Source organism: Streptomyces sp. NBC_00663 (assembly GCF_036226885.1).
Taxonomy (GTDB): Bacteria; Actinomycetota; Actinomycetes; order Streptomycetales; family Streptomycetaceae; genus Streptomyces.
In genome coordinates this window covers 1925685-1950954 of record NZ_CP109027.1, presented here as the reverse complement: position 1 = coordinate 1950954, position 25270 = coordinate 1925685, and the positions used below count along the sequence as shown (strand labels likewise).

Here is a 25270-nt window from a genome sequence, read left to right as displayed (position 1 = left end):
CGAGCGCCACCAGTCGCTGAGCATCGACCCACCCGCCGCCCCCACCCCACCCCACCCCACCGCCGGAAGCCTACGCTCCGGTGGAATCCAGTTCGTCCGCCAGGCCGTTCACCGGCTGCGGTGTGCCCGTCAGGTCGAGGACGAACAGTGGCACCCCCAGGGAGTCGGCCACCACGCGGGCTTCGGTGGCGTAGCCCGCCAGGGAGAAGTAGACGCAGTCCGCGGACTCTGTCATGGCTGTGAGCCACAGGCATTCGACGTCTCGGAGTGAGGCCGGGCGGACGGTGGGGTCGACCTGGGCCAGGAGGCCTCGGGCGGCGAGGCCGATGCCGTTCGGGGGGCGTTGGTCGGCGCGACGGATGTCCTGGTAGCCGAGCCAGCGCAGATACAGCGCCGCGGCCGTCACCGCGTCGCGCGCCGTGCGGATCGTGACCGGCTGGAAGGCGCGGCGGCGGGTCTGCTCGACGCGCCGGGTCGTGGTGATGCCGACCGCCTCCGGGGTGACCGGAACGCGCAGGACCGCTCCGCACGGGCAGCCCACCTCGGGGTGCGGCCACTCGCCCGTGCGCCCGCAGCGCGCGCAGAGGACCGTCACCCAGTCGTCCTCCCAGGAGCGGTGGGTGACCGTCGTCGCCCGCGCCCGCCGGTCCAGCGGCGGTGTCACCGGCGCCCCGCAGGCACACGGATAGGACGGTGCCGCATAGAAGTGCTCGCGCCGGCAGACCGGGCAGCGCACCGACACGTTCTCGGACATGGCCCACTCCAGAACGACCCCAGGTCGGGACAGCGCTCCCATCGTCCTCCAGCGAACCCCCGCTTGTCCCTCTCTTGACGCCCTTCACCCCTCCACTTACATTGATTCCAGATAGTAGAAGTTAGTTTCCGTAATGTGGAATTTCGAGCTTTGAGATTGCGCACGACGGAGACCTCAGACGGAGCCAGTACGGAAGTGCTCACCGCGGGGCGCGACGGGAGTGCGAATCCGGCAGCCGAAGCAGGGAGTACTCGATGGCACGTATGACCGCTGCCCGCGCGGCAGTTGAGATCCTCAAGCGCGAGGGCGTCACCAACGCGTTCGGTGTGCCCGGCGCGGCGATCAACCCCTTCTACCGCGCCCTCAAGGAGGGCGGCGGCATCGACCACACGCTCGCCCGGCATGTCGAGGGCGCCTCCCACATGGCCGAGGGCTACACCCGCACCCGGCCGGGCAACATCGGCGTCTGCATCGGCACCTCGGGCCCGGCCGGTACCGACATGATCACCGGCCTGTATTCGGCGATCGCCGACTCGATCCCGATCCTGTGCATCACCGGCCAGGCGCCGGTCGCCAAACTGCACACCGAGGACTTCCAGGCCGTCGACATCGCCTCGATCGCCAAACCGGTCACCAAGGCCGCGACCACCGTCCTGGAGGCCGCCCAGGTCCCCGGCGTCTTCCAGCAGGCCTTCCATCTGATGCGCTCCGGCCGTCCCGGCCCCGTCCTCATCGACCTGCCGATCGACGTCCAGCTCACCGAGATCGAGTTCGACCCGGAGACCTACGAGCCGCTGCCCGTCTACAAGCCGGTCGCGACCCGCGCCCAGGCCGAGAAGGCGATCCGGTTCCTGCTGGAGTCCGAGCGCCCGCTGATCGTCGCCGGCGGCGGCATCATCAACGCGGACGCCTCCGACCTGCTCGTCGAGTTCGCGGAACTCACCGACACCCCGGTCATCCCCACCCTGATGGGCTGGGGCACCATCCCGGACGACCACGAGCTGAACGCCGGTATGGTCGGCGTCCAGACCTCGCACCGCTACGGCAACGCCACGTTCCTGGAGTCGGACTTCGTCCTCGGCATCGGCAACCGCTGGGCCAACCGGCACACCGGCTACAAGCTCGATGTCTACCGCGGCGAGCGCAAGTTCGTCCACGTCGACATCGAGCCCACCCAGATCGGCAGGATCTTCGCCCCGGACTACGGCATCGCCTCCGACGCCAGGGCCGCCCTGGAGCTCTTCGTCGAGATCGCGCGCGAGCTGAAGGCCGCGGGCAAGCTGCCCGACCGCTCCGCCTGGGTCGCCTCCCACCTGGAGCGCAAGGCCACCCTCCAGCGCCGTACGCACTTCGACAACGTGCCCATGAAGCCGCAGCGCGTCTACGAGGAGATGAACAAGGCCTTCGGCCCCGAGACCCGGTACGTCACCACGATCGGCCTCTCGCAGATCGCGGGCGCGCAGATGCTGCACGTGTACAAGCCGCGGCACTGGATCAACTGCGGTCAGGCCGGCCCGCTCGGCTGGACCATCCCGGCCGCGCTGGGTGTCGCCACGGCCGACCCGGAGACGCCCGTCGTCGCCCTCTCCGGCGACTACGACTTCCAGTTCATGCTGGAGGAGCTGGCCGTCGGCGCGCAGCACAAGATCCCGTACGTCCATGTCCTGGTCAACAACGCCTACCTGGGCCTGATCCGGCAGGCGCAGATCGGTCTCGACATCAACTTCCAGGTCAACCTGGAGTTCGAGAACATCAACTCCCCGGAGCTGGGCGTCTACGGCGTCGACCACCTCAAGGTCGTCGAGGGCCTCGGCTGCAAGGCCATCCGCGTCACCGAGCCCGACCAGCTGCTGCCGGCCTTCGAGGAGGCCAAGAAGCTGGCCGCCGAGTACCGGGTGCCGGTCGTCGTCGAGGCGATCCTGGAGCGGGTCACCAACATCGCGATGAGCAAGACCGCCGACATCAGCGACGTCACCGAGTTCGAGGAGCTCGCGACGGAGCCGGGGCACGCCCCGACGGCGATCAGGACGCTGAAGGCCTGACGCACCGCGGCGACCAGAGGGGCGGCCCATCCGGAGGGGATGGGCCGCCCTGTTTTTGTTGCGCGCAGCGCACAAAAACAGGGGCGCGGTGCCCGCCGCCCCCGTGCCGGCGGGCATCGCGTGACCACAATGTGCCCGTCCCCGGGGGCGGTTGAAGCCTCCGGGGGCGGGTTCAGAGGTTGATTTGAGGGTTCCGTAGCCCGTCTACGCCGCCGGGCGTAGACGGGCTCACGGCTGATGGTGTTCGGACAGTCCCGGCCAGTCGTCCGGGCCGCCGCCCTGCCACTCCACGATGTCCTCGTCCTCGACCTCGATCCGGTCGAGATCCGCGAGGCGCAGCAGCTCCACGACATCGTCCAGGTGGGAGGCGACGCCGAGGTTGTGGTCGTCCGCGGTGACGCGCCGGGAGCCGTCCAGGCCCGGCGAGTGCACCACGACGTGCGGATGGTGCGGTGCGTGTGCCATGACCTCAGCCTCCCGCCCGGAAGCCCTGTCCGCACCCCGGACACGGAGAAGAGCACCGGATACGGGACCGTCCGTATCCGGTGCTCTTCGGGTCTTGCCGTACTGCTGGGACCGCGGCGGCAGCGACGGAGCCCGAAACGCCCTTCCCTCAGGTCGAGAAGAGGATCTCCGGTCCTTCACCACCGCACTGGCTCGCACGCCGCCGCGGTCCATCACCCTGTCCGTGCCCCGTACCGAGGGACCACCCCTCATCCGGGTCGTTCGGCGTTTCGGGCACGAACAGGGAGCTCATGTCCCGGGAAGGTCAGTCCTCGCGCAGGGCGCGGACCGCCTCCTCCACGCGCTTGCCGTACTCCGGGTCGGCGGCGTGGAAGTGGGCCAGGTTCTTCTCGATCACGTCGTCGCGGGAGACCTGGGACAGGCCGCCGGCGATGTTCGCGACCAGGCGCGACTTCTCGTCCTCCGACATCAGCCGGTACAGCTCACCGGCCTGGAAGAAGTCGTCGTCCTTGGTGTGCTGCGGGGCCTCGTGCGTGCCCGTCCAGCCGCTGACCGCCAGCGGGGCGGCGAGCGGGCGGCCGGTCTCCGCCGGGCCGTCGTAGGAGTTCGGCTCGTAGTTCTTCGCCGCGCGGCCCTGGGAGTTGGACGCCATGAGGCCGTCACGCCCGTAGTTGTGCGCGGTCGTCGCCCTGGGGGCGTTCACCGCGAGCAGGGTGTGGTTGACGCCCAGGCGGTAGCGGTGCGCGTCCGCGTAGGCGAACAGCCGGCCCTGGAGCATCTTGTCCGGCGAGGGGCCGATGCCCGGCACGAAGTTGTTCGGCGAGAACGCGGCCTGCTCGACCTCGGCGAACACGTTGTCCGGGTTGCGGTCGAGGACCAGCCGGCCCACGCGCTGGAGCGGGTAGTCCTTGTGCGGCCACACCTTGGTGAGGTCGAACGGGTTGAAGCGGTAGTCCGCCGCCTCGGCCGCCGGCATGACCTGCACGTAGAGCGTCCAGGACGGGTTCACTCCGCGCTCGATGGCCTGGAGCAGGTCCGTCTGGTGCGAGTTCGGGTCCTTGCCCGCGAGCTCGGCGCCCTGTTCGGCGGACAGGGAGCGGACACCCTGGTTGGTCTTGAAGTGGTACTTGACGAAGAAGGCCTCGCCCTCGGCGTTCGTCCACTGGTAGGTGTGCGAGCCGTAGCCGTTCATGTGGCGGTACGACGCCGGGATGCCGCGGTCGCCCATCAGCCAGGTGATCTGGTGCGTGGCCTCGGGGGAGTGCGCCCAGAAGTCCCAGACGTTGTCCGCCTCCTGACGGCCCGTGAACGGGTCGCGCTTCTGCGAGTGGATGAAGTCGGGGAACTTGATCGGGTCCTTGATGAAGAACACCGGGGTGTTGTTGCCGACGAGGTCGTAGTTGCCCTCCTCGGTGTAGAACTTCACGGCGAAGCCCCGCGGGTCACGTACCGCGTCCGCACCGCCGAGCGAGTCCGCCACGGTGGAGAAGCGCAGGAAGACCTCGGTGCGCTTGCCGACGCTGCTCAGGAAGTCGGCGTACGTGAACCCGGTGACGTCGTCGGTCACCTCGAAGTAGCCGTACGCGCCGCTGCCGCGGGCGTGCACCACGCGCTCCGGGATGCGCTCGCGGTTGAAGCGGGCGAGCTTCTCCAGCAGGTGCTGGTCCTGGAGGAGGAGCGGACCGCCGACACCGGCGGAGGCGGAATTCTGGTTGTCGGCGACCGGGGCGCCGGACTCGGTCGTCAGCACGCGCTTCGACATCGGGGACCTTCCGTACGAGAGTCAGCGGAGGCTTCGGAAAGGAACTTCCGCTTTGTGGAGCCTAGGTTTGGGGCGATCTGGACGTCAACACTTTGTTGAATATGCTCGGCATCTCGGTGAAGTTGATGCCGGGCGGCGCCGCCGCTTGGGCGCGACAGGACAGGTGTCAGCGGCGGCGCCGCCCGGGGTCTTCGTCAGACCTGGGCGCCGGAGAGGCGCTCCACGGCCCGCAGCAGTGCGGAGTGGTCCAGGCCGCCGTCGCCCTGGGTGCGCAGCGACGCGACCAGCTGGGCGACCACGGCGCCGACGGGCAGGGCCGCGCCGACGTTGCGGGCGGCGTCGGTGACGATGCCCATGTCCTTGTGGTGCAGGTCGATACGGAAGCCCGGCTTGAAGTCGCGGTTCAGGAAGTTGTCCTTCTTGCGCGTCAGCACGGTCGAGCCCGCGAGGCCGCCGTTGAGGACGTCGAGCGCGGCCTTCAGGTCCACGCCGGACTTCTCCAGGAAGACCACGGCCTCGGCGCACGCCTGGATGTTCACGGCGACGATCAGCTGGTTGGCGGCCTTCACGGTCTGCCCCGAGCCGTGCGGACCGCACAGCACGATGGTCTTGCCGAGCGCCTCCAGGATCGGCTTGGCGGTGTCGAAGTCGGCCTGCTCACCGCCGACCATGATCGACAGCACGGCCTCGATGGCGCCGGCCTCGCCGCCGGACACCGGGGCGTCCAGGACGCGGATACCCTTGTCCTTGGCGGCCTTCGCGAGGTCGACGGAGGTCTGCGGGGTGATCGAGGACATGTCGATCAGCAGGGCGCCGGACTTCGCGTTCTCCAGGATGCCGTCGGGGCCGTAGGCGATGGCCTCGACGTGCGGGGAGGCCGGCACCATCGTGACGACCACGTCGGCGTCCTTGACGGCCTCGGCGATCGAGGCGGCGGCCGTGCCGCCGGCGGCGGTCAGCCGGTCCAGCTTGTCCTGCTCCAGCGTGAAGCCGGTGACGTCGTAACCCGCCTTGATCAGGTTCTCGGACATGGGGGAGCCCATGATGCCGAGGCCTATCCACGCGATCTTGGGGAGGTTGCTCATGATGGGGGTGCCTTTCACGTAAAGGGGGTCAGCGGGACAGCCAGTCGAAGGCCTCGGCGCTCGGGCGGTCGCCCGGCTTGTACTCGAGGCCGACCCAGCCGTCGTAACCCGCCTTCTTCAGCTGGTCGAGGAGGTCTTCGAGGGGCAGCGAGCCCGTACCGGGGGCGCCACGGCCCGGGTTGTCGGCGATCTGCACATGGCCGGTCTTCGCGCCGTACTCCTCGATCACCGCCGGCAGGTCCTCGCCGTTCATGGACAGGTGGTACAGGTCCATGAGGAACTTGGCGTTGCCGAGTCCCGTCGCCTCGTTGACCTTGTCGACGATCCCGATCCCGGCCGGCGCCGACACCAGCGGGTACAGCGGCGACTCGGGCTTGTTCAGCGTCTCGATCAGCAGGATCGCGCCGATCCGGTCGGCCGCGCGGGCCGCGAGGACCAGGTTCTCCAGCGCGAGCGCGTCCTGCGCGGCCGGGTCCACGCCGTCGACGCGGTTGCCGTACAGGGCGTTGAGCGCCTTGCAGCCGAGCGACCGGGCGAAGTCCGCGGCCACGTCGATGTTGGCGCGGAACCGCTCCGACTCCTCGCCCGGGATCGACAGGGCGCCGCGGTCCGGGCCGGGCAGCCGGCCGGCGTAGAAGTTCAGGCCCGTGAGCTGGACGCCCGCGTCCTCGATCGCCTTCTTCAGGGCGTCGAGCTCGGACTGCTCGGGGGTGGGGGAGTCGACCCAGGGCCACCACAGCTCGACCGCGGTGAAGCCCGCCGCGGCGGCGGCCGCGGGGCGCTCCAGGAGCGGGAGTTCCGTGAAGAGGATCGACAGGTTGACGTTGAAGCGCTGGTCTGCGAATCCCATGGGCCGCTGCGCTCCCTTCCGTGTCGAGTGATTCCGTATTGCGGAAGTTCGTTTCTGCTTAATGGAAGATTGCCGTCGGGTCTCGTCGCTTGTCAAGAGGGCTCGGCGGAAGTCGACGCCGCGCGTTAGGTTGAGCGCGTGCGATTGAGAGTGGAGTTCACGACCGAGCCCTTCGATCTGGACGAGGCGCCCGCGCACGCGGTCGCGGCCCGTGAGGTCGTCGAGAGCGCCGAGCTGGACGCGGTGGATGTCGGCCCCTTCGGCAACACCGTGGAGGGCGGGGCCGACGCCGTGCTCACCGCTGTCGACGCGCTGCTGCGCAGGTCCCTGGCGGCCGGCGCCACCCGGGTCTCGCTCCAGGTCAATGTGATCGGGGAGAACGTGGTCGGGGAGGGCGGGAAGTGACCGGCACGGGGGACGAACCCTTCATCACGGCGGTGAAGCCGCTGGTCGACGCCATGGGCGGGGAGCTGGTCCCGCCCGACGAGGCCGGCCCCGACGACGTCGTGCTGGCCTGGGAGGGCGCCGACGTGGTCGCCGTACGCCTGCCGCAGCTCGCGGACTCCCTCGATCACATCCTGGCCGCCATGGAGCGCAAGAAGGGCAAGCCGCTGGCCGACCTGGACCGGAAGGCCAAGCAGGAGGTGGTGCGGATACTGGAGGCGCGTGGCGCCTTCTCCGTACGGCACGGCGTGGAGACCGTGGCGAGCGCGCTCGGGGTCAGCCGCTTCACGGTCTACAACTACCTGAACCGCGACAAGGGCTTGTAAGTCCCGGCGGGGGTTTGTAACCCCGAGTTTTCAACAAAGTGTTGACGTGGTGTTTCGAAGGGCGTTAGCTATCGGCAGCCCGTTCAGCAACATGGCCACGGAGGCTCCCGTGACTTCGACTTCCACGCCGCCGGGCCTGACCCGGTTCAACGCCCTGGAGGAGCACGCGGCCTTCGCCGCCCTCCACGAGGTGTGTGCCTCCACGGCATGGGCGCGGCGGCTGCTCGCCGCCCGCCCCTATTCCACCAGCGACGACCTCTACGCCGTCAGCGACGCCGCGACGGCCGAGCTGACCGCCGAGGACCTCGCCGAGGCGATGGCCGGACACCCGCCCATCGGCCGCCCCGAGCCCGGCGACCCGACCTCCGCCCGCGAACAGCGCGGCATGGCCGGCGCGACGGAGGAGCTCAAGGCGGAGATGCTGGAGCTGAACCTCGCCTACCAGGAGAAGTTCGGCCATGTCTTCCTCATCTGCGCCACCGGCCGGACCGGCGAGCAGATGCGCGACGCGGTCAAGGAGCGGATCGGGAACGCGCCGGAGCAGGAGCGCGAGATCGTCCGCACCGAGCTGGGCAAGATCAACCGTATCCGGCTCGCCCGACTCGTCGAAGAGGACTGACGCAGCATGAGCACCAGCACCACCGCCTCGGTGTCCACCCACATCCTGGACACCAGCATCGGCCGCCCCGCCGAGGCAGTCGCCGTCCAGCTGTCCGCCCGCCCGGGTCCGGGTGCGGACTGGCAGGCGCTCGGCGGCAGCGCGACCGACGCGGACGGGCGGTGCAAGGACCTGCCGGCCCTGCCGGAGGGCACCACACACGTACGGCTCGACTTCGCCGTCGAACCGTACTTCGAGAAGAAGCAAGCCGATGCGCAGCAGGACGCCCCCGCGAATCGGGACAGCGGTGCGTTTTTTCCAGAGGTAGCGATCACCTTCGCCGTCAAGCCCGGCGAGCACTACCACGTACCGCTGCTGCTCAACCCGTTCGGCTACTCCGTTTACCGAGGGAGCTAGCAGACATGCCCACGATCCTGGGACAGAACCAGTACGGCAAGGCCGAGAACCGAGTCGTAAAGATCACGCGGGACGGCGCCACCCACCACATCAAGGACCTGAACGTGTCCGTCGCGCTGAGCGGCGACATGGACGAGGTCCACTACTCCGGCTCCAACGCCAACGTCCTGCCGACCGACACCACCAAGAACACGGTGTACGCGTTCGCCAAGGAGCACGGCATCGAGTCGGCCGAGCAGTTCGGCATCCACCTCGCCCGGCACTTCGTGACCTCGCAGGAGCCGATCAAGGTCGCCCGGATCCGGATCGAGGAGTACGCGTGGGAGCGCATCGCCGCCTCCGACGCGAACTCCCGGTTCATCGGCGCGGACGAGGTCAAGCACTCGTTCGTGCGCAAGGGCCAGGAGACCCGGGTCACCCAGATCACCTACGACGGTGAGAAGTGGGAGGTCGTCTCCGGCCTCAAGGACCTCGTCGTGATGAACTCGACCAACTCCGAGTTCTGGGGCTACGTCAAGGACAAGTACACGACGCTCCAGGAGGCGTACGACCGCATCCTGGCCACCCAGGTCTCGGCCCGCTGGCGGTTCAACTGGACCGACGACGAGCAGCGGATGCCCAACTGGGAGAAGTCCTACGAGCAGACGAAGAAGCACATGCTCCAGGCCTTCGCCGAGACCTACTCGCTCTCGCTCCAGCAGACCCTCTACCAGATGGGTTCGCGGATCATCAACAACCGCAGCGAGATCGACGAGGTCCGCTTCTCCCTCCCGAACAAGCACCACTTCCTGGTCGACCTGGAGCCGTTCGGGCTCAAGAACGACAACGAGGTCTACTTCGCCGCGGACCGGCCCTACGGCCTGATCGAGGCGACGATCCTGCGGGACGGCTGCGAGCCGAAGATCCCGGTGGACCTCACCAACCTGTAACAACTGCACGTTTTTGCGGCACCCGCGGCCGGTGAGGTCTCCTGAGATATCCGAACCGGCCGCGGCACTCAAATCTTCCGGGTCCTGCCGTGCCCTCTCCACCGAAGCGCAAAGGACGAAACCATGGCAGCAGCAGCCCAGCGCATCGTCATCGAGAACTGTTCGATCGCGACGGTCGACGCCCACGACACGGAGTACGCGAGCGGCCACGTCGTCATCGCCGGCAACCGCATCGAGTCGCTCGGCGCGGGCAGGGCTCCCGAGGGCCTGGAGAACGTCGTACGCCGTATCGACGCCACCGGCCATCTCGTGACCCCCGGCCTGGTCAACACCCACCACCACTTCTACCAGTGGATCACCCGGGGTCTGGCCACCGACCACAACCTCTTCAACTGGCTCGTCGCGCTGTACCCGACCTGGGCGCGCATCGACGAGCAGATGACCTACTCGGCCGCGCAGGGCTCGCTGGCCATGATGGCCCGCGGCGGTGTCACCACCGCGATGGACCACCACTACGTCTTCCCGCAGGGCTCCGGCGACCTGTCCGGCTCGATCATCCGCGCCGCCCGCGAGATGGGCGTCCGCTTCACCCTCGCCCGCGGCTCCATGGACCGCAGCGAGAAGGACGGCGGCCTGCCCCCGGACTTCGCCGTCGAGACTCTCGAAGGCGCCCTCGCCGCGACCGAGGCGACCGTCAAGGAGCACCACGACTCCTCCTTCGACGCCATGACCCAGGTGGCCGTCGCCCCCTGCTCGCCCTTCTCCGTCTCCACCGAACTCCTGCGGGAGGGCGCCGAGTTGGCCCGCCGGCTCGGCGTGCGGCTGCACACCCACGGCTCGGAGACCGTCGAGGAGGAGCAGTTCTGCAAGGAACTGTTCGGCATGGGCCCCACCGACTACTTCGAGTCCACCGGCTGGCTCGGCGAGGACGTGTGGATGGCGCACTGCGTCCACATGAACGACTCCGACATCGCCGCGTTCGCCCGCACCAAGACGGGTGTCGCCCACTGTCCTTCGTCGAACGCCCGCCTCGCCGCCGGTATCGCACGGGTCCCGGACATGCTGAAGGCCGGCGTCCCGGTCGGCCTCGGCGTGGACGGCACCGCCTCCAACGAGTCCGGCGAACTCCACACCGAACTGCGCAACGCCCTCCTCATCAACCGGCTCGGCGCCCACCGCGAGGCCGCCCTGAACGCCCGCCAGGCACTGCGCCTCGGCACCTACGGTGGCGCCCAGGTCCTCGGCCGCGGCGCCGAGATCGGCTCCCTGGAGGCCGGCAAGCTCGCCGACCTGGTGCTGTGGAAGCTGGACACGCTCGCCCACGCCTCCATCGCCGACCCGGTGACCGCGCTGGTCTTCGGTGCCGCGGCCCCGGTCACGGCGTCCTTCGTCAACGGCCGCCAGATCGTCGAGGACAACCGCCTGCTGCACGCCGACGAGGACGCGATCGCCCGCTCCACGCGCGAGCAGGCACAGCGGCTGGCGAAGATCGCCGGGCACTGAACCCCGTACCGCGGTACTGAGGTTGAAGTACTGACGTACGGCATCTGACTCCGGCCAGGAGGGACGGCTCCCGGCCGGTAGCCGTGAACCCGAGCGGGGTTCATGGCGGCCGTCTCCGGGGCGTATGCCACACGTGTGCGCCCCGGAACGGTCTCCTCGCCCCTCCCCGTCCTCCGGTCCCGCACGACCGCGCACCACCTCCAAGAAACCCACGTCAGAGCCGACGTGTTAGCTGACCCGGAGGAACCGCCGTGACCGCCCAACGAGCCGACGACATACACCCCGTCGACGAAAAACTCCCCGCAGTCAAAATGGCCACCACGGGCCTGCAACACGTGGCCGCCATGTACGCGGGGGTCGTCGCCCCGCCCCTGATAGTCGGGGCGGCCGTCGGCCTCTCCGGCACCGAACTCACCTTCCTGACCGGCGCCTGTCTGTTCACCGCGGGCCTCGCCACCTTCCTCCAGACGCTCGGCGTCTGGAAGATCGGCGCCCGGCTTCCCTTCGTCAACGGCGTCACCTTCGCGGGCGTGGCCCCGATGACCGCGGTCGTCGCCTCCACCGACGACAAGTCCGACGCCCTGCCGATCATCTTCGGCGCGGTCATCGTCGCCGGTCTTCTCGGCTTCCTGGCCGCCCCCTTCTTCAGCAAGGCGGTGCGCTTCTTCCCGCCCGTCGTCACCGGAACGGTCATCACGCTCATCGGCGTGTCCCTGCTGCCGGTGGCCTTCGGCTGGGCGCAGGGCCCCAACCCCGCGGCGGACGACTACGGTTCGACCACCTATCTGGGCCTGGCGGGCGCCACGCTCGTGATCGTGCTGCTGCTGCGCCGCTTCACCAGCGGATTCGTCAAGCAGATCGCCGTGCTGCTCGGCCTGGTGCTCGGCACCCTCCTCGCGATCCCCTTCGGCGTCACCGACTTCAGCCCGGTCGGGGACGCGGACGTGATCGGCTTCCCGACGCCGTTCCACTTCGGCGCCCCGCAGTTCCAGGTCGCCGCGATCGTGTCCATGTGCGTGGTGATGGTGGTCTCGATGACCGAATCGACCGCGGACATGCTGGCGTTGGGCGAGATCGTCGACCGCCCGGCCGACGAGCGGACCATCGCGGCGGGCCTGCGCGCCGACACCCTCGGCTCCGCGCTCAGCCCGTTCTTCAACGGCTTCATGTGCAGCGCCTTCGCCCAGAACATCGGCCTGGTCGCCATGACACGGATCCGCAGCCGGTACGTCGTCGCGACCGGCGGCGCCTTCCTGGTCCTGATGGGCCTGTGCCCGATGGCCGCCTCGCTCATCGCGGTCGTACCGCGCCCGGTGCTCGGCGGCGCGGGCGTCGTCCTGTTCGGGTCGGTCGCGGCCAGCGGCATCCAGACCCTGGTCCGGGCCGGCCTGGACAAGGACAACAACGTCCTGATCGTCGCCGTCTCGCTGGCCGTCGGGATCATCCCGATCACCGCGCCGGAGTTCTACCACGCCTTCCCCGAGACGGCGAAGATCGTGCTCGACTCGGGGATCTCCACGGGCTGTGTGGCCGCGGTGGCGCTCAATCTGGTCTTCAACCACCTGGGCAGGCAGCGCGACGCACAGGATGTGACGCACCCGATGGAGGCGGGCGAGGAGATCGCCGCGGCGCATTAGCCGAGGGTGTAACTGTCCCCGTACACCTTCCACTTGAGCGGCGTGTCCAGGTCGAGATTGCCCTTCTTCAGGAACACCCGTTGGGCGGTCTCGACCCGGCTCACGTCACTGTGGGCGGCCTCCTGCCGCATCGCCCACACCCGCGCGTCGAGGTAGGCGTGCAGATACGTCGTCTCGTCGCCGCCGGCGGCCGGGGTGTCGGCGTGCTTCAGGGCCCGTCTGCGGATGCCGCCGAAGCTGACGGCGTCGGTGCCGGGGCCGTGCATCACCATCGCGTCGTAGTAGACGAACTGGCCGAGTGTGCCGAGACCGTCCTTCTTGGCGCGCGCCACGGCCGGGTCGAAGTAGACGCGGTCCCGCTCGTCGCGCTGGGCCGCGCGGAACGCGGCCGTCTTCGCCGCCCTGCGCCAGGCGGTGGGGAAGCCCGGGTCGAGGCCCTCGTGGGAATCGGTGCCGTCGACCGCGCGCAGGGCGGGCAGATAGCCGGTGAGCGGATTGTCGGCATCCCGTTCCGTGTACAGCGCGACCAGCGCGAGCATGTCGCTCGTCCCCGAGCAGAAGCCGATGATCCCGGCCGTGTACCCGCGGCCGTCCCCGATGTCCTCGATGTACCCGTACTGCGCCTTCCAGTCCAGCGAGGAGTTCTCCGCGCTCGACACCAGCCGCATGGCGATGTCCTTCTTCTCCGGGGCGTCGAGCCCGGTGGTGGCCGCGGCCTCGGCGGACGGCCACTGGGTGCTCAGCACGGCCGTGCCGAAGGCGGCGAGCAGGGTGCGGCGAGCGGCTTTCCGGGACAACAGGGGCACGTCTTCATCTCCAAGGCAGGCGCTGTGAAGGGCAGTCGAGCGTCGCGCGCCAACTTGGGAAAGCCGTGAGGTGCCGTTAGCAGGTCACTGTGAGTTCGCGTACCGCGTTCGGGGCCGGTCGAAGGCCTGGCAGGGGCGGGCCTCGGGGAGGCGGCCGGTGAAGAAGGAGCGCGGCGGGACGCCCATCAGGGTGCGGAAGTCGGTCGTCATGTGCGCCTGGTCGTAGTAGCCGGTGGTGGCGGCGAGATCGGCCCACCTCGCGGTCGGGGCCTGCGCCAGCACCGCGCGGACCCGGTCGATGCGGGCGTAGTGCTTGGGGGAGAGACCGACACCCTCGGCGAAGAGGTTCCGCAACTGCCGTTCGCTGACGGCGAGTTCCCGGGCCACGTCCTTCACCTGCCCCGCCACCCGCCCGGACCCGATCGACAGCGCCTCCACGGCGGCCCGCAGCAGTCGGCTCCGGGCCTGAGGGGACGGCGACGGTGGCAGCACGGAGACCAGCCGGGCGAGCACGTCGTCCATGTCCGCATCGCCTATCCCGTACGCCAGTTGTCGCGCCGCGGGGGCGGGCAGCTCACGCAGGGGTACGACCCGGCCGACGAGGTCGGCCGCCGCCACGCCCAGCAGCGGACGCGTCGTCCCCGGCGTCAGGTGCAGCTGTAGGCAGGACGAGAGGCGTTCCCCCTCGGCCCGGTGGTACGAGGCGCGGGTCCGCGGGCCGACGACCAGCGCGTCCCGCCGGCCGTCCTCCTCGACGCGCAGGACCAGCTTGGTCGCCGTGTCGGGCACGTGTGCGACCGACTCACCGCCCGTCACCGTGCTGATGCCGGCGATCCAGGGGCGCAGGGCGTCGGGCACGGGCGGGGTGGGCTCGCCGGTCGTGGTCGTCACGCCTCCACGGTAAGCGGGCGGTGCGGCCGGGCGGGGTGGTCGATCGTGCCGGAATTTCCAAGAGTCGCCGCCGGTGCGTCCGCCAGCGTGGAGGCCATGATCCTGGTGACGGGTGCCACGGGCACCATCGGAAGCGAAGTCGTACGACAGCTCACGGCGCGGGGCGAGAAGGTACGGGCCCTGACCCGTGACCCCGGGCGGGCGGTGGTGCCCGACGGGGTGGAGGTGGTGCGCGGGGACTTCCTCGACCAGGCCTCTCTGGAGGCGGCGCTGGCGGGGGCCGACGCCGCGTTCCTCGTGGGGGTGCTCGGGCCGGAGGACGGCGGGCGGGACGCGCGGCTGGTCGGGCTGACGCGGGCCGCGGGCGTGCGGCGGATCGTGAAGCTCTCCTCCATCGGCACCGGTGAGCCCGGGTTCGGCCGGTTCGGCACCTGGCACCTGCCCGGTGAACAGGCCCTGCGGGCGAGCGAGGTGGAGTGGACGATCCTGCGGCCCTCGTCCTTCGCCTCGAACACCCTCGGCTGGGCGCAGGCACTGCGGGCGGGGCAGCCCGTGCCGAACCTGACGGGGGAGGGGCGGCAGGGCGTCGTCGACCCGCGCGACGTGGCCGAGGCGGCGGTGGCGGCTCTGACCGGCAGCGGGCACGCGGGGCGGACGTACACCTTGACCGGGCCCGAGGCGATCAGCGTCCCCGACCAGGCCGCGGTGCTCGCCGAGGTGATCGGCCGCCCGGTCGCGACCGTCACTCCGTCCACGGAACAGACGCGGGAGCAACTGGCCGCCTCCGGGTTGAGCGAGCAGGCGGTGGACGGGGTGCTCGGCGGTCTGGACCTGGCCCGCCGGGGCGGCAACTCCACCGTCACGGACGATGTGCGGGAGGCGTTGGGGCGGCCCGCGCGGTCCTACCGGGAGTGGGCCGAGGACCACGGGCAGGTGTTCGTCGAGGTGTGACGCACGGCGGCGGGCGCGGGCGCCGAGTGCGGTCCGGCTCGGCGCCCTGCGCTGTCCGAGTCCCGCCGCCGTCTCACCTGGTCCGGGGTCGCAGGACGACCGCCGCCAGGGCCAGCGCGGTGAGCGCGATCCCGGCGCCCACCCGGAACGCCAGCTGGTACCCCTCGGCGGTGGCCGCCACCAGGGTCGTACCGCCGCCGTCGAGCAGCCCCTCGGTCCGGCTCGCCGCCAGGACCGACAGCGCCGCGAGCCCGAGTGAACCTCCCACCACCTGCGTGGTGTTGAACAGCCCGGACGCCAGTCCCGCGTCCTCCTCCCGCGCCCCCGACATGGCCAGCCCGGTCAGCGCGGGCATCACCGCCGCGAACCCGGCGGAGAGCAGCAGCAGCGGCGGGAGTACGTCGGTGACGTAGGAGCCGTCGGCCGGGGCGCGGCCCAGCAGGGCCATCCCGGCGACGATGAGGACGAGCCCGGCGAGCAGCACCCGGTAGGCGCCGAAGCGGCCGATCGTGCGGGCCGAGAGGCCGAGCATCAGCAGCCCGATCGCGATCGGCGCCGGCAGGAACGCGGTGCCGGTCAGCAACTCGCCGTAACCGAGGACGCGTTGGAGATAGAGCGCGCCGATGAACTGGAAGCCGTACATCGTCCCGATCATCAGGATCTGCACGGCGTTCGCGCCGCTCAGCAGCCGGGAGCGGAACAGGCGCAGCCGCAGCAGCGGGCGGGCGGTCCGCGCCTGGCGGAGGGTGAACGCCGTGAAGAGCGCGAGAGCGAGCGCCGCGAGGAGGAGGGTGCGGGTCAGGTCGCGGTCGCCGGCGCCGACGATGACGTAGACCGTGAGCATCAGGGCGCCGGTGACCAGGGCCGAGCCGGGGTAGTCGGCGCCCTTGCCGAGTCCGTCCCCGGTGTCCGTCTCCAGCACCCGTACGGCGGCGAGCCATGCCACGATCCCGATCGGCAGGTTGATCAGGAAGATCCAGTGCCAGTTCAACGCCTCGGTCAGCGCCCCGCCGAGAAACGTGCCGAGCGCCCCGCCCGCCGCGCCGACCGCGCTGAACACCGCGATGGCACGGGCCTGTTCGCGCGGCTCGGGGAAGAGCGCCACCAGCATGCCGAGCACGACCGCCGAGGTCATCGCCCCGCCCACGCCCTGGAGGGCACGCGCCGCGATCAGCACGCCCTGGCCGGTCGCAAGCCCGCACAGCACGGAGGCCGCGGTGAACACGGCGAGCCCCGCCGTGAACATCCGCTTGCGGCCCACCAGATCGCCGAGCCGGCCGGCGAGCAGGAGCAGCCCGCCGAAGGGGATGAGATAGGCGTTGACCACCCAGGCCAGGCCCGTCGCCGAGAAGCCGAGGTCGCTCTGGACGGCCGGCATGGCGACCGTGACGATGTTGCCGTCCAGGATCGTCATCAACGTCCCCGCGCACAGGACGACCAGGGACGCCCAGCGGGAGTACGTTCGGGGCGGTGTCCCAGGCTTCGCCTTCGCCGGTGACTCGATCGTGGTCGACATGAGCTTCGCTCTCCTTAGGTGCACGACTTGTAACTGGGTGCATCGTCAGTGACCATGAGGCGAGACGTAAGGAGGCAGTTCGATGTCACAGAGGAACACCGGTGTAACCGTCGAGGCAGTGAACGCGCACGCGTGCCCGGTGCGGGAAGTTCTTGACAGGGTCTCCGGGAAATGGAGCGTCCAGATCCTGGTCGCCGCCGCTCAGGGGCCCATCCGCTTCACCGAGTTGGAGCGCGGCATCGAGGGCATCAGCCGCCGGATGCTGACCCTGACCCTGCGCAACCTGGAGCGCGACGGCCTGGTGACGCGCACGGTCCATCCGACGGTCCCGCCCAAGGTCGAGTACGAACTGACGCGGGCGGCCAGGGAGTTGCACGAGACCCTGCAACGCCTGACCGACTGGGCCGAGCGCAACAGGGTCTACATCGCGGAGTCGCGCGCGGCCTACGACACCGAGCACCGGCCGGAGCTGGTCGACGTGTAGCCGGCTCCTCGCGGGCGGCTCACAGGCCGAACAGCGCCGGATCCGCCGCCAGTTCCTTGAAGTACTTCCGCGGCTCCGCGACCAGCCTGCGCTCGGCGAGGTCCATCAGCCCGCCCACGGCCGTGATCTCGGCCGCCACGGTGCCGTCCTTCTTGCGGATGGTCTGCGCTATGCGGAAGGTCTTCCCCTCGCCCCACTCGAAGCCGCAGCTCACCTCCACCTCGTCGCCCGCCAGCAGCTCCCGCCGGTAACGGATCGTGGTCTCCAGCGCCACCGGCCCCACGCCGCTGCCGATGAGTCCGGCCTGGGTGATCCCGGCGGCCCGCAGCAGCGACCAGCGGGCGTGCTCCGCGTAGTTGATGTAGACGCTCTGGTTCAGATGGCCCTGGACATCCGTCTCGTACCCGCGGACTGTCACCGGAACGGCGAACGGCTCGGTCATCTCAATCCCCTCTCGTACCACGGAAGTTGATGGACCGATCCTGGCATGTGGCCGTTACACGCGTCTCGGCGAGGCCAGCAGATAGCGGGCCCGGGTGCGTGGCTCGGTGTACTCGCCGACCTGCCAGCCCGCCCTCTGGAGCGTGGCCGCGCAGGCCGTGAGCGCGGCGGCGTCCGGTGCGCGCACGGCGACCGCGTCGGGCTGCGGGGTCGCGCGCACCCGATAGCCGCCCTCGGTATCGGCCTGCGCGGGAGTGTGCCCGGCCGCCTCCAGGGCGAGCGCGGCGGCCTGCACCAGATGCGCGCGCTCCCAGCCGCACGGCCGGTCCGTGGCCCCGTCCGGGTTCGTCATCCGGCGCAGCTCCATGAGCCCCTCCCACGCACTGTGCACCTCCCGAACCCGGGCCGGGCCCGCGGCGGGCGGATCCTCCTCGCCGCCGATGCGGGCGGCGAAGACACCGGACACCGAGGGCGTCTCCGGTGCGGGCGGCACCGGCTCGGCCTCCCGCAGACGATGCCCGGCCGGGGTGAGGAAGTGGTCGTGTGGAGGCCGCGGATGCCGGAACGCCAGACCGTGTCTGACCAGGGACGCGAGCTGCGTGTCCGGGCCTTTCAGCCGCCCGGTGACGGGGTCGGCGGCGTCGATGACGCGGCGCTGTGCGGCGGTGGGCGGACGGGTCATGGCGTGCTCCTCCCCGTGGACATGCCTGGCGAACGGGTGTCCGTCGGTTTGACGGTCACCTCATTCGAAGGCTAAGCCGGGGGTCTGACATTCCACCCGGAGATCACCGGCCGGCCGTGCTCGGTCCCCAGTCGGCACACCGTCCCCGTGGCCAGCTGGAACAGCGCCCCCTGCGCCGCCGGCAGCCCCAGCCGCCGGGCCGTCAGCACCCGCAGGAAGTGCCCGTGAGCGACCAGCAGCACCACGCCCTCGGTGTTGGCGAGGGCCGCGTCGGCCTTGGCCAGGACTCGGTCGGCCCGCTCGCCCACCTGCTCCGGGGTCTCCCCGGGGTGGTCCGGCGGGCCGGGCGCGACCCCGTCGGTGAACAGGAACCAGCCGGGCCGGGTGCGCTGGATCTCGACGGTGGTGATCCCCTCGTAGCCGCCGTAGTCCCACTCCCGCAGGTCGACGTCGACCCGGGCGTCCGTCACGCCGATCAGCTCGGCCGTCTCCCGCGCGCGTTGCAGCGGGCTGACGAACGCGGCCCCGATCCGGTGCGAACGGATCAGCGGCACCAGCCGCCGCGCCTCCTCACGCCCGTGCTCGGTCAGCGGGACGTCCGTGGATCCGGTGTGCCGCCCGGAACGCGACCACTCGGTCTCACCGTGCCGGACGAGAAACAGGTCACCCACGCCGTCCTCCTGCCACGCCATCCCCTGCCTCACGCCACCGTGTCACGCCACCCCGACCCCCCGCAGTCCGGACTGCGCCAGACGGCCGCTCTCCGGCGCCGCGTGCAGGAGTACGCCACCCTGCTCCCCGGGGTCGCGGGAGCCGAGCAGTCCCTCGTGGGCGGCGGGCGCGCTGCCGAAGCGCACCGGGTCGGCTGCCGCCCGGCCGCGATCCGCTGGTTGTCAGCCGACTCCTCGTAGCCGAAGCCGCCGACGACCCCCCACCGGGGCTCAAGCAGCTCCCGCGGCGTGAGCCGGCCCTTGCCTGGTCCGCGAACTCGGGCCAGTAGAAGACCACTTGGGGCGTGGGGGGCGTTCCCTACTGCCGGTACCCGCTCAGGAACCGGCCGATTCGGCCGATCGCTGCCTCCAGGTCGTCCGCGTAGGGGAGGGTGAGGATGCGGAAGTGGTCGGGGGCGGGCCAGTTGAAGCCGGTGCCCTGGACGACCTGGATCTTCTCGCGCAGGAGCAGGTCCAGGACGAACTTCTCGTCGTCGTGGATCTTGTAGACCTTGGGGTCGAGGCGCGGGAACGCGTACAGCGAACCCTTCGGCTTCACACACGAGACGCCGGGGATCTCGTTGAGCTTCTCCCAGGCCACGTTGCGCTGTTCGTGCAGCCTGCCGCCCGGCAGGGTGAGGTCGCGGATGGACTGGCGGCCGCCGAGCGCGGCCTGGATGGCGTACTGGGCGGGGGCGTTGGCGCACAGCCGCATGGAGGCCAGCATGGTCAGGCCCTCCAGATAGTCCTTGGCGTGCTGCTTCGGGCCCGTGACGACCAGCCAGCCCGAGCGGAAGCCGGCCACCCGGTACGTCTTCGACAGGCCGCAGAACGTCAGGACGACCAGATCGGGCGCGAGCGCGGCGGCCGAGTGGTGGACGGCGTCGTCGTACAGGATCTGGTCGTAGATCTCGTCGGCGAGGACCATCAGGCCGTGCCGGCGGGCGAGGTCGAGGATGCCCTCGACGATCTCCTTGGAGTAGACGGCGCCGGTGGGGTTGTTCGGGTTGATGATCACGACGGCCTTGGTGCGGTCCGTGATCTTCGACTCCATGTCGGCCAGGTCCGGGTTCCAGTCGGCCTGTTCGTCGCAGATGTAGTGCACGGCCTTGCCGCCGGCCAGCGTGGTCACCGCCGTCCACAGCGGGAAGTCCGGGGCGGGGATGAGGATCTCGTCGCCGTCCTCGACCAGCGCCTGTACGGCCATCGAGATCAGCTCGGAGACACCGTTGCCGAGGAAGACGTCGTCGACGTCGACCTCAAGGCCGAGCGTCTGGTACCGCTGGGCGACGGCGCGGCGGGCGGAGAGGATGCCCTTGGAGTCCGTGTAGCCGTGGGCCTGCGGGAGCATCCGGATCATGTCCTGGACGATCTCCTCCGGCGCCTCGAAACCGAAGAGCGCCGGGTTGCCGGTGTTCAGGCGCAGCACGCTGTGGCCTGCCTCCTCAAGCGCGTTGGCGTGCTCGATGACGGGGCCGCGGATCTCGTAACAGACGTCGCTGAGCTTGCTGGACTGCCGGAACTCCATGCTCTGCTGCCTCTCCGGTTTCGTGTGTTGCTTGGTTTTACCAAGTGGCGGCTTGGAAAGTCCAATGACTTGTCTACACTGCGACGCATGCCATCTCGCCGAAGCTACGACCAGTACTGCTCCGCCGCCCGTGCGCTGGACACCGTCGGTGACCGCTGGACCCTGCTGATCGTCCGTGAGCTGCTCGCCGGCCCGCGCCGCTACACGGACCTGCACGCGGACCTGCCGGGCGTCAGTACGGACGTACTCGCCTCCCGGCTGAAGGACATGGAGCGGGACGGCCTCGCGACCCGGCGCAGACTGCCCCCGCCCGGCGCCGCCAACGTCTACGAACTCACCCGCCGGGGGCGCGAGTTGCTGCCCGTCATCCAGGCGCTCGGCGCGTGGGGCGAGGCGGAGCTGGGGGAGCGGCGGCCCACCGACGCCCTACGGGCCCACTGGTTCGCGCTGCCGCTGCTGCGCGCGCTGGAGGGGGAGGGGCTCGTCGAAGTCCGGCTGGACGAGGGGGACTTCCACCTCTACGTCGGCGCCGAGGACGGACCGGTCCACGGCCACGGGCGCGCACCCGGCGAGCCCGACGCCCGGCTCTCCATGGACGTCGACACCTGTACGGCCATCGGGCGGGGGGAGCTGAGTGTCGCGGACGCGGTGCGGGACGGCCGTATCGAGGTGGGCGGCGACGGGACGTTGGCGAAGGCGCTGCGAGAGGTGTGAAACGACAGAAGGCCCACCGGCGGTGGGCCTTCTGGAGCGGCGTCAGCGGTGAGCCTTCTGTAGGGGCTTCAGCGCTAGGCCTTCTGAAGAGACGTCAGGCGCCCGGCGGCACCCGCCCCGGGCGACCCGTCCCGCGCGTCAGCGTGTACCCGCCGACACCCGCGAGCGCGGCCAGCACGCCGCCCACCGCGGTCCACACCCAGCGGTCGGACCACCAGCCGCCGGCCCAGCCGTCCTCCGGCTCGATGCTGGACAGCACGGCCGAGGCCGACGAATCCTCCTCGGAGGCGTCGGTCTCCGTCTTCATCGAGATGCCCGGCACCAACGGCTTCGCCAGCGAGCCGTCCACCGCCGCCGCGCCGCCGATGTCCTTGGAGTTCACCTCGACCGAGGCCTCGACCGGCTGGCCGAGGTCGGCGGTCGCGAGGTCGACTCCCGTCAGCCGGACGTAGTACGTGCCGGGCAGCGGGTCGTTGGCCCACGGCTCCGACCAGGCGCGGACCGTGCGCAGCACGCACGCCAGCTCCACGGACGTCGCGCCGGCCGCCGCGGTGCGGCTCTGCGCGCCGTACTGGCAGGCCTGGCGGCGCCGCAGACCGTCGTACACGTCGACCTGCCAGGTCTGCGCGGCATGCGTCCCGGGCAGCTTCACCGTCGCCTCGACGGTGGGGCGCTGTCCGGCGTCCGCCGGGAACGACCAGTACAGGAAGTCACCGGTGGAGCCGCTCGCGGTGGCCCGCTGCCCCTGCTCGAACTCGGTCGCCGTACGGAACGACGTACCGGCCGACGTGGGAGCGTCCCCGTCCGAAGAGGCCGACGGGGACGGCGAGGAGTCGGCCGCCGCCGGTGCCACGGAGAGCCCCAGCGTCAGCAGCGCCGCACCCAACACTCGTGTGAACCGCATCAGTTGGTCCTCCAGACCGCGAGGCGCCAGCGCGAGAGCCAGCCCCAGACGAGACCGGCGAGGAAGCCGGTGAGGATCAGCGCGCCCAGCAGCCACCAGCCGCGCCCCAGACCGAACGAGGCGACATCGCTCGACGCCGACGGCGCGTCCACGACGTCCACCGTCAGCTCCAGCGGCAGACCCGGCGTGGTCTTCACACCGGAGGCCACCGAGAAGGAGTTGGTGACCTGGAGACACACGGTCTCGGCGGCCGGATCGTCCTCGTCGCTGTCCGCCTTCGGGTAGCGCAGCCCCGTCGAGACCACGTCCGTACGGCCGTTGCCCGAGGCCTCGCCGCGTACGATCTCGCGGCCGTGCACGGTGACCGCCCGCAGCAGCACCCCGTAGGAGGGGTTGACGGCCCGGTCGGCCGCCACGCTCACCGAGGCGCGCAGTTCCTGGCCGGGCTCGACGTCCACCCGGTACCAGCGCTGCCGCCCGAGCTCCTCGCGGTCGGTGAACAGACCCGGCTTCAGCGTGGGCGCCTTCGCGCACTGCGCGGCACCCTCGGTGGCCACCGGCGTCACCACCGGGTCGGCCGCACGGTCCACCAACTGGTTGACCTTGTCGGAGAGTTCCTCGGTGTGCTCCACCGAGGTGTACGTACCGCCGGTCGCCTCGGCGATGCAGCTCAGCTGCTGCCGCATCTTGGTGTTCGGGACCAGGCCGAGCGTGTCGATGGTCAGGCCGATGCCCTTGGCCGCGATCTCCCGGGCCACCTCGCACGGGTCGAGCGGGGCGCAGGTGTCCTCGCCGTCGCTGATCAGCACGATCCGCTTGGAGGAGGCGCTGTCGGTGAAGTCGTCGGCGGCCTTCAGCAGCGCCGGGCCGATCGGCGTCCAGCCGGTGGGCGAGAGGGTCGCCACCTGCGTCTTGGCCTCGGTGCGGTCCAGCGTGCTGACCGGATAGAGCTGCGCGGTGTCCTTGCAGCCCGTCTTCTGGTTGTCGCCGGGGTAGTTGGCGCCGAGGGTCCGGATGCCGAGCTGGACCTCCTCCGGGGTCGCGTCCAGCACCTCGTTGAAGGCCTGCTTCGCCGCCGCCATCCGGGTGCCGCCGTCGATGTCCGCCGTCCGCATGGAGCCGCTCACGTCGAGGACGAGGTCGACCTGGGGCGCGGTCCCGCCCGTGGGTTCACCGGCGACCGCCGCGACCGGGACGACGATCCCGGCCGTCAAGGCGGCGAGCAGGGCGCACACTCCTGCCGCCAGCCGTTGTCTTGTGATCATCGGCGGATCCTATTGACCGGAGGTCTCACCCTCCAAAACGAGCCGGGTTCGGCAGCTCGGCCCACTGGTCCCCGGGCGTCCCCGGCGACAGCCGCATCAGCGTCAACGCCTTGGTGGGCAGCGGGCCTTCGAGGAGCGCCCCGAGATCCGGGGTGCGCGGAAGATCCGCTACGACGGCGTCCAGCGCCCCCCGCAACGCCGCCCCCGACCCCGCCGTCCCCGCCAGCGCTCCCGCCACCAGCGCCCCGAACAGCTTGCGCCGCAGGGCCGTTTCGTCATCGGTGACGACCCGGCCGCTCAACTCCGGTACGGGGATGCCGTGCCGGGCCAGCCGGGCCGGGCTGACGCGGATGTCGGCGAGGTCGCGGTAGACGAGCCGCAGGGGCGCGCCCGTCGCGGAGAGCACGACGAGGAGGTTCTGGCCGTGCGCCTCCAACGCCACCCCGAGGTCCAGCAGCCGCAGCCCGACGGTCAGTGCCAGCCGGGTGAACTCCGCGAGCCAGGCCGCGTTCGACGGCAGGTCGGTGGTGGCGAGGGCGGCCACCGGCACGACCCGCTCGCCGCTCCCGGCGTACACCCGCGGGGACTCGCGCAGCACGGCGGCCAGGTCGGGGGAGTCGGCGGTGACCGCGCCCAGCGTGCGGGTGAAGTGCAGCAGACCGTCCGTGCGGGCCGCCAGCGACTCCGCGAAGGCCGACAGGGCCGCCGACATGCCGATCGAGTACACCGAGATGTCCCGCACCGACGAGGTCAGCCGGGCGCTCAACGCGGTCTTCACATGGGGGCCTTCGCCGGTCAGGGCCAGCGTGCGCAGGGACATCAGCGGATGCGCGGCCGGACCCTCGTCGCCCGCCCGCTTCAGCACATGGGCCGCCTGCCAGGGATGCACCGGGATCAACAGCCGTCCGCCGTCCCGCATCCCGTCCGGCCACCCGCCCGACACCAGACACTCGGCCGCCGGGACCGGGACCGTCCGCAGCCCGACGAGGGGCCGGTGCTCGGGTCCGTACGCCAGCTGCTCCACCACCGAGAAGCCGGGCCGGGAACGGCAGTTGGGGTGGAACGGATGCCCGTCCACCACCCGCTGCTCCCACTCCCAGTCGGCCACGGGCCACTCTTTCGGGCGGAGCGTCGGCTGCCCGGCCCGTGACAGCGCCAACGACGCCACGCTGTGGCCGAGTTCGGCCGCCAGGCCGCTGCCGTGCGGCACCCCGAGATCGGTCATGAGCCGGGCGGGATCGTCGTACGCCCTGCCGTCGAGCCGTACGGCGGTGACGTACGCGGCGGTCGCGTACGGGTCGGCCGGCGGGCCGTCGAGCCGCCGTCCGTCCTTCAGACGCGGGGCGAGGCCCTCCCGGCCGGTGATCCAGGGCAGCGGCTCGTACGCCAGCGCCCGCCACAGCCGGGTCAGTACGGCGGCTCGGGCGCCCGGCAGCTCGGCCGCGTACCGCGACACCAGGTCGGGGCGCGCCTCGGCCAGCTCCTCGGCGACCTCGGCCTCGGCGGTGGGGGAACGGTGCACGGGTGGGCTCCTCGGGTACGAATAGGTGGCACGGCGGGAAGCCG

The 25270-nt window shown here is 70.7% G+C and carries 27 protein-coding genes; 11 read left to right on the top strand and 16 right to left on the bottom strand.

The window, feature by feature from the left end:
* Positions 1–70 precede the first annotated feature (70 nt).
* Positions 71–754, bottom strand: coding sequence for a hypothetical protein (locus tag OG866_RS08895; protein WP_329333095.1), 684 nt, complete (start codon positions 752–754; stop codon positions 71–73).
* 254 nt (positions 755–1008) lie between these two features.
* On the opposite strand from OG866_RS08895, the gene gcl reads away from it, so the two are divergent.
* The gene (gene gcl / locus OG866_RS08890) at positions 1009–2796 is read left to right on the top strand and encodes a glyoxylate carboligase (protein ID WP_329333093.1); all 1788 of its coding nucleotides are present in this window, start codon (positions 1009–1011) and stop codon (positions 2794–2796) included.
* 228 nt (positions 2797–3024) lie between these two features.
* Here gcl and OG866_RS08885 read toward each other — a convergent pair whose 3' ends face one another.
* The 4 genes from OG866_RS08885 to OG866_RS08870 form a co-directional block, all read right to left on the bottom strand.
* Positions 3025–3261, bottom strand: coding sequence for a hypothetical protein (locus OG866_RS08885; protein ID WP_329333091.1), 237 nt, complete (start codon positions 3259–3261; stop codon positions 3025–3027).
* 304 nt (positions 3262–3565) lie between these two features.
* Positions 3566–5023: a catalase gene (locus tag OG866_RS08880; protein ID WP_329333089.1), complete on the bottom strand. Its 1458-nt coding sequence runs from the start codon at positions 5021–5023 to the stop codon at positions 3566–3568.
* A 194-nt stretch (positions 5024–5217) separates the two neighbouring features.
* A complete protein-coding gene (locus OG866_RS08875; RefSeq protein ID WP_329333087.1) occupies positions 5218–6108 on the bottom strand; it encodes a 2-hydroxy-3-oxopropionate reductase in 891 nt (296 codons plus the stop codon).
* A 28-nt stretch (positions 6109–6136) separates the two neighbouring features.
* Entirely contained in the window at positions 6137–6958 is an 822-nt protein-coding gene (locus tag OG866_RS08870) for a TIM barrel protein (protein WP_329333086.1), read from the bottom strand.
* A 138-nt stretch (positions 6959–7096) separates the two neighbouring features.
* On the opposite strand from OG866_RS08870, the gene OG866_RS08865 reads away from it, so the two are divergent.
* From OG866_RS08865 to OG866_RS08835, 7 genes are all read left to right on the top strand, one after another.
* Positions 7097–7363: a hypothetical protein gene (locus OG866_RS08865; protein WP_329333084.1), complete on the top strand. Its 267-nt coding sequence runs from the start codon at positions 7097–7099 to the stop codon at positions 7361–7363.
* Entirely contained in the window at positions 7360–7728 is a 369-nt protein-coding gene (locus tag OG866_RS08860; protein WP_329333082.1) for a helix-turn-helix domain-containing protein, read from the top strand. The genes OG866_RS08865 and OG866_RS08860 overlap by 4 nt, the downstream gene beginning before the upstream one ends.
* 109 nt (positions 7729–7837) lie before the next feature.
* Positions 7838–8347, top strand: coding sequence for a 2-oxo-4-hydroxy-4-carboxy-5-ureidoimidazoline decarboxylase (gene uraD / locus OG866_RS08855; protein WP_329333080.1), 510 nt, complete (start codon positions 7838–7840; stop codon positions 8345–8347).
* A gap of 6 nt (positions 8348–8353) precedes the next feature.
* The gene (gene uraH / locus OG866_RS08850) at positions 8354–8743 is read left to right on the top strand and encodes a hydroxyisourate hydrolase (protein WP_329333079.1); all 390 of its coding nucleotides are present in this window, start codon (positions 8354–8356) and stop codon (positions 8741–8743) included.
* Between the two features lie 5 nt (positions 8744–8748).
* Entirely contained in the window at positions 8749–9672 is a 924-nt protein-coding gene (gene pucL / locus OG866_RS08845; RefSeq protein WP_329333078.1) for a factor-independent urate hydroxylase, read from the top strand.
* 123 nt (positions 9673–9795) lie between these two features.
* Entirely contained in the window at positions 9796–11175 is a 1380-nt protein-coding gene (locus OG866_RS08840; protein ID WP_329333076.1) for an 8-oxoguanine deaminase, read from the top strand.
* 251 nt (positions 11176–11426) lie between these two features.
* Positions 11427–12812: a nucleobase:cation symporter-2 family protein gene (locus OG866_RS08835; RefSeq protein WP_329333074.1), complete on the top strand. Its 1386-nt coding sequence runs from the start codon at positions 11427–11429 to the stop codon at positions 12810–12812.
* Here the strand turns inward: OG866_RS08835 and OG866_RS08830 are convergent.
* Positions 12809–13618 carry a chitosanase gene (locus tag OG866_RS08830; RefSeq protein WP_443063508.1) on the bottom strand — a complete coding sequence of 270 codons (810 nt, stop codon included), beginning with the start codon at positions 13616–13618 and terminating at the stop codon, positions 12809–12811. The two genes, OG866_RS08835 and OG866_RS08830, sit on opposite strands and share 4 nt — an antisense overlap.
* A gap of 84 nt (positions 13619–13702) precedes the next feature.
* Positions 13703–14509: an AraC family transcriptional regulator gene (locus OG866_RS08825; RefSeq protein ID WP_329333072.1), complete on the bottom strand. Its 807-nt coding sequence runs from the start codon at positions 14507–14509 to the stop codon at positions 13703–13705.
* A 96-nt stretch (positions 14510–14605) separates the two neighbouring features.
* Between OG866_RS08825 and OG866_RS08820 the strand changes: the two genes are divergently transcribed.
* Entirely contained in the window at positions 14606–15460 is an 855-nt protein-coding gene (locus OG866_RS08820; protein WP_443063507.1) for an NAD(P)H-binding protein, read from the top strand.
* 73 nt (positions 15461–15533) lie between these two features.
* Here the strand turns inward: OG866_RS08820 and OG866_RS08815 are convergent, their stop codons facing one another.
* Complete coding sequence (locus OG866_RS08815) at positions 15534–16976, bottom strand: MFS transporter (RefSeq protein WP_329333070.1); 1443 nt, start codon at positions 16974–16976, stop codon at positions 15534–15536.
* 82 nt (positions 16977–17058) lie between these two features.
* On the opposite strand from OG866_RS08815, the gene OG866_RS08810 reads away from it, so the two are divergent.
* The gene (locus OG866_RS08810) at positions 17059–17460 is read left to right on the top strand and encodes a winged helix-turn-helix transcriptional regulator (protein ID WP_329333068.1); all 402 of its coding nucleotides are present in this window, start codon (positions 17059–17061) and stop codon (positions 17458–17460) included.
* A gap of 19 nt (positions 17461–17479) precedes the next feature.
* On the opposite strand, the gene OG866_RS08805 is transcribed toward OG866_RS08810, so the two are convergent.
* The 5 genes from OG866_RS08805 to OG866_RS08785 form a co-directional block, all read right to left on the bottom strand.
* Positions 17480–17902, bottom strand: coding sequence for an acyl-CoA thioesterase (locus OG866_RS08805; protein WP_329333066.1), 423 nt, complete (start codon positions 17900–17902; stop codon positions 17480–17482).
* A 54-nt stretch (positions 17903–17956) separates the two neighbouring features.
* On the bottom strand, positions 17957–18583 hold the full coding sequence (locus OG866_RS08800; RefSeq protein WP_329333064.1) for a hypothetical protein: 627 nt from the start codon (positions 18581–18583) through the stop codon (positions 17957–17959).
* A gap of 71 nt (positions 18584–18654) precedes the next feature.
* The gene (locus OG866_RS08795) at positions 18655–19254 is read right to left on the bottom strand and encodes a histidine phosphatase family protein (RefSeq protein ID WP_329333062.1); all 600 of its coding nucleotides are present in this window, start codon (positions 19252–19254) and stop codon (positions 18655–18657) included.
* A 42-nt stretch (positions 19255–19296) separates the two neighbouring features.
* Positions 19297–19440 (bottom strand): hypothetical protein, encoded by a 144-nt coding sequence (locus OG866_RS08790; RefSeq protein WP_329333060.1) that lies wholly within the window; start codon positions 19438–19440, stop codon positions 19297–19299.
* Positions 19441–19612: 172 nt separating this feature from the next.
* Complete coding sequence (locus OG866_RS08785; RefSeq protein ID WP_329333058.1) at positions 19613–20821, bottom strand: pyridoxal phosphate-dependent aminotransferase; 1209 nt, start codon at positions 20819–20821, stop codon at positions 19613–19615.
* An 87-nt stretch (positions 20822–20908) separates the two neighbouring features.
* Here OG866_RS08785 and OG866_RS08780 point away from each other — a divergent pair, with 87 nt between their 5' ends.
* Entirely contained in the window at positions 20909–21535 is a 627-nt protein-coding gene (locus OG866_RS08780; protein WP_329333056.1) for a winged helix-turn-helix transcriptional regulator, read from the top strand.
* A 94-nt stretch (positions 21536–21629) separates the two neighbouring features.
* Here the strand turns inward: OG866_RS08780 and OG866_RS08775 are convergent, their stop codons facing one another.
* The 3 genes from OG866_RS08775 to OG866_RS08765 are packed head-to-tail and all read right to left on the bottom strand — an operon-like array spanning position 21630 to position 25226.
* Complete coding sequence (locus tag OG866_RS08775) at positions 21630–22439, bottom strand: hypothetical protein (protein ID WP_329333054.1); 810 nt, start codon at positions 22437–22439, stop codon at positions 21630–21632.
* Positions 22439–23704, bottom strand: coding sequence for a VWA domain-containing protein (locus OG866_RS08770; RefSeq protein ID WP_329333053.1), 1266 nt, complete (start codon positions 23702–23704; stop codon positions 22439–22441). The genes OG866_RS08775 and OG866_RS08770 overlap by 1 nt, the downstream gene beginning before the upstream one ends.
* Before the next feature lie 25 nt (positions 23705–23729).
* Entirely contained in the window at positions 23730–25226 is a 1497-nt protein-coding gene (locus OG866_RS08765; protein WP_329333051.1) for an IucA/IucC family protein, read from the bottom strand.
* Positions 25227–25270: the final 44 nt, after the last annotated feature.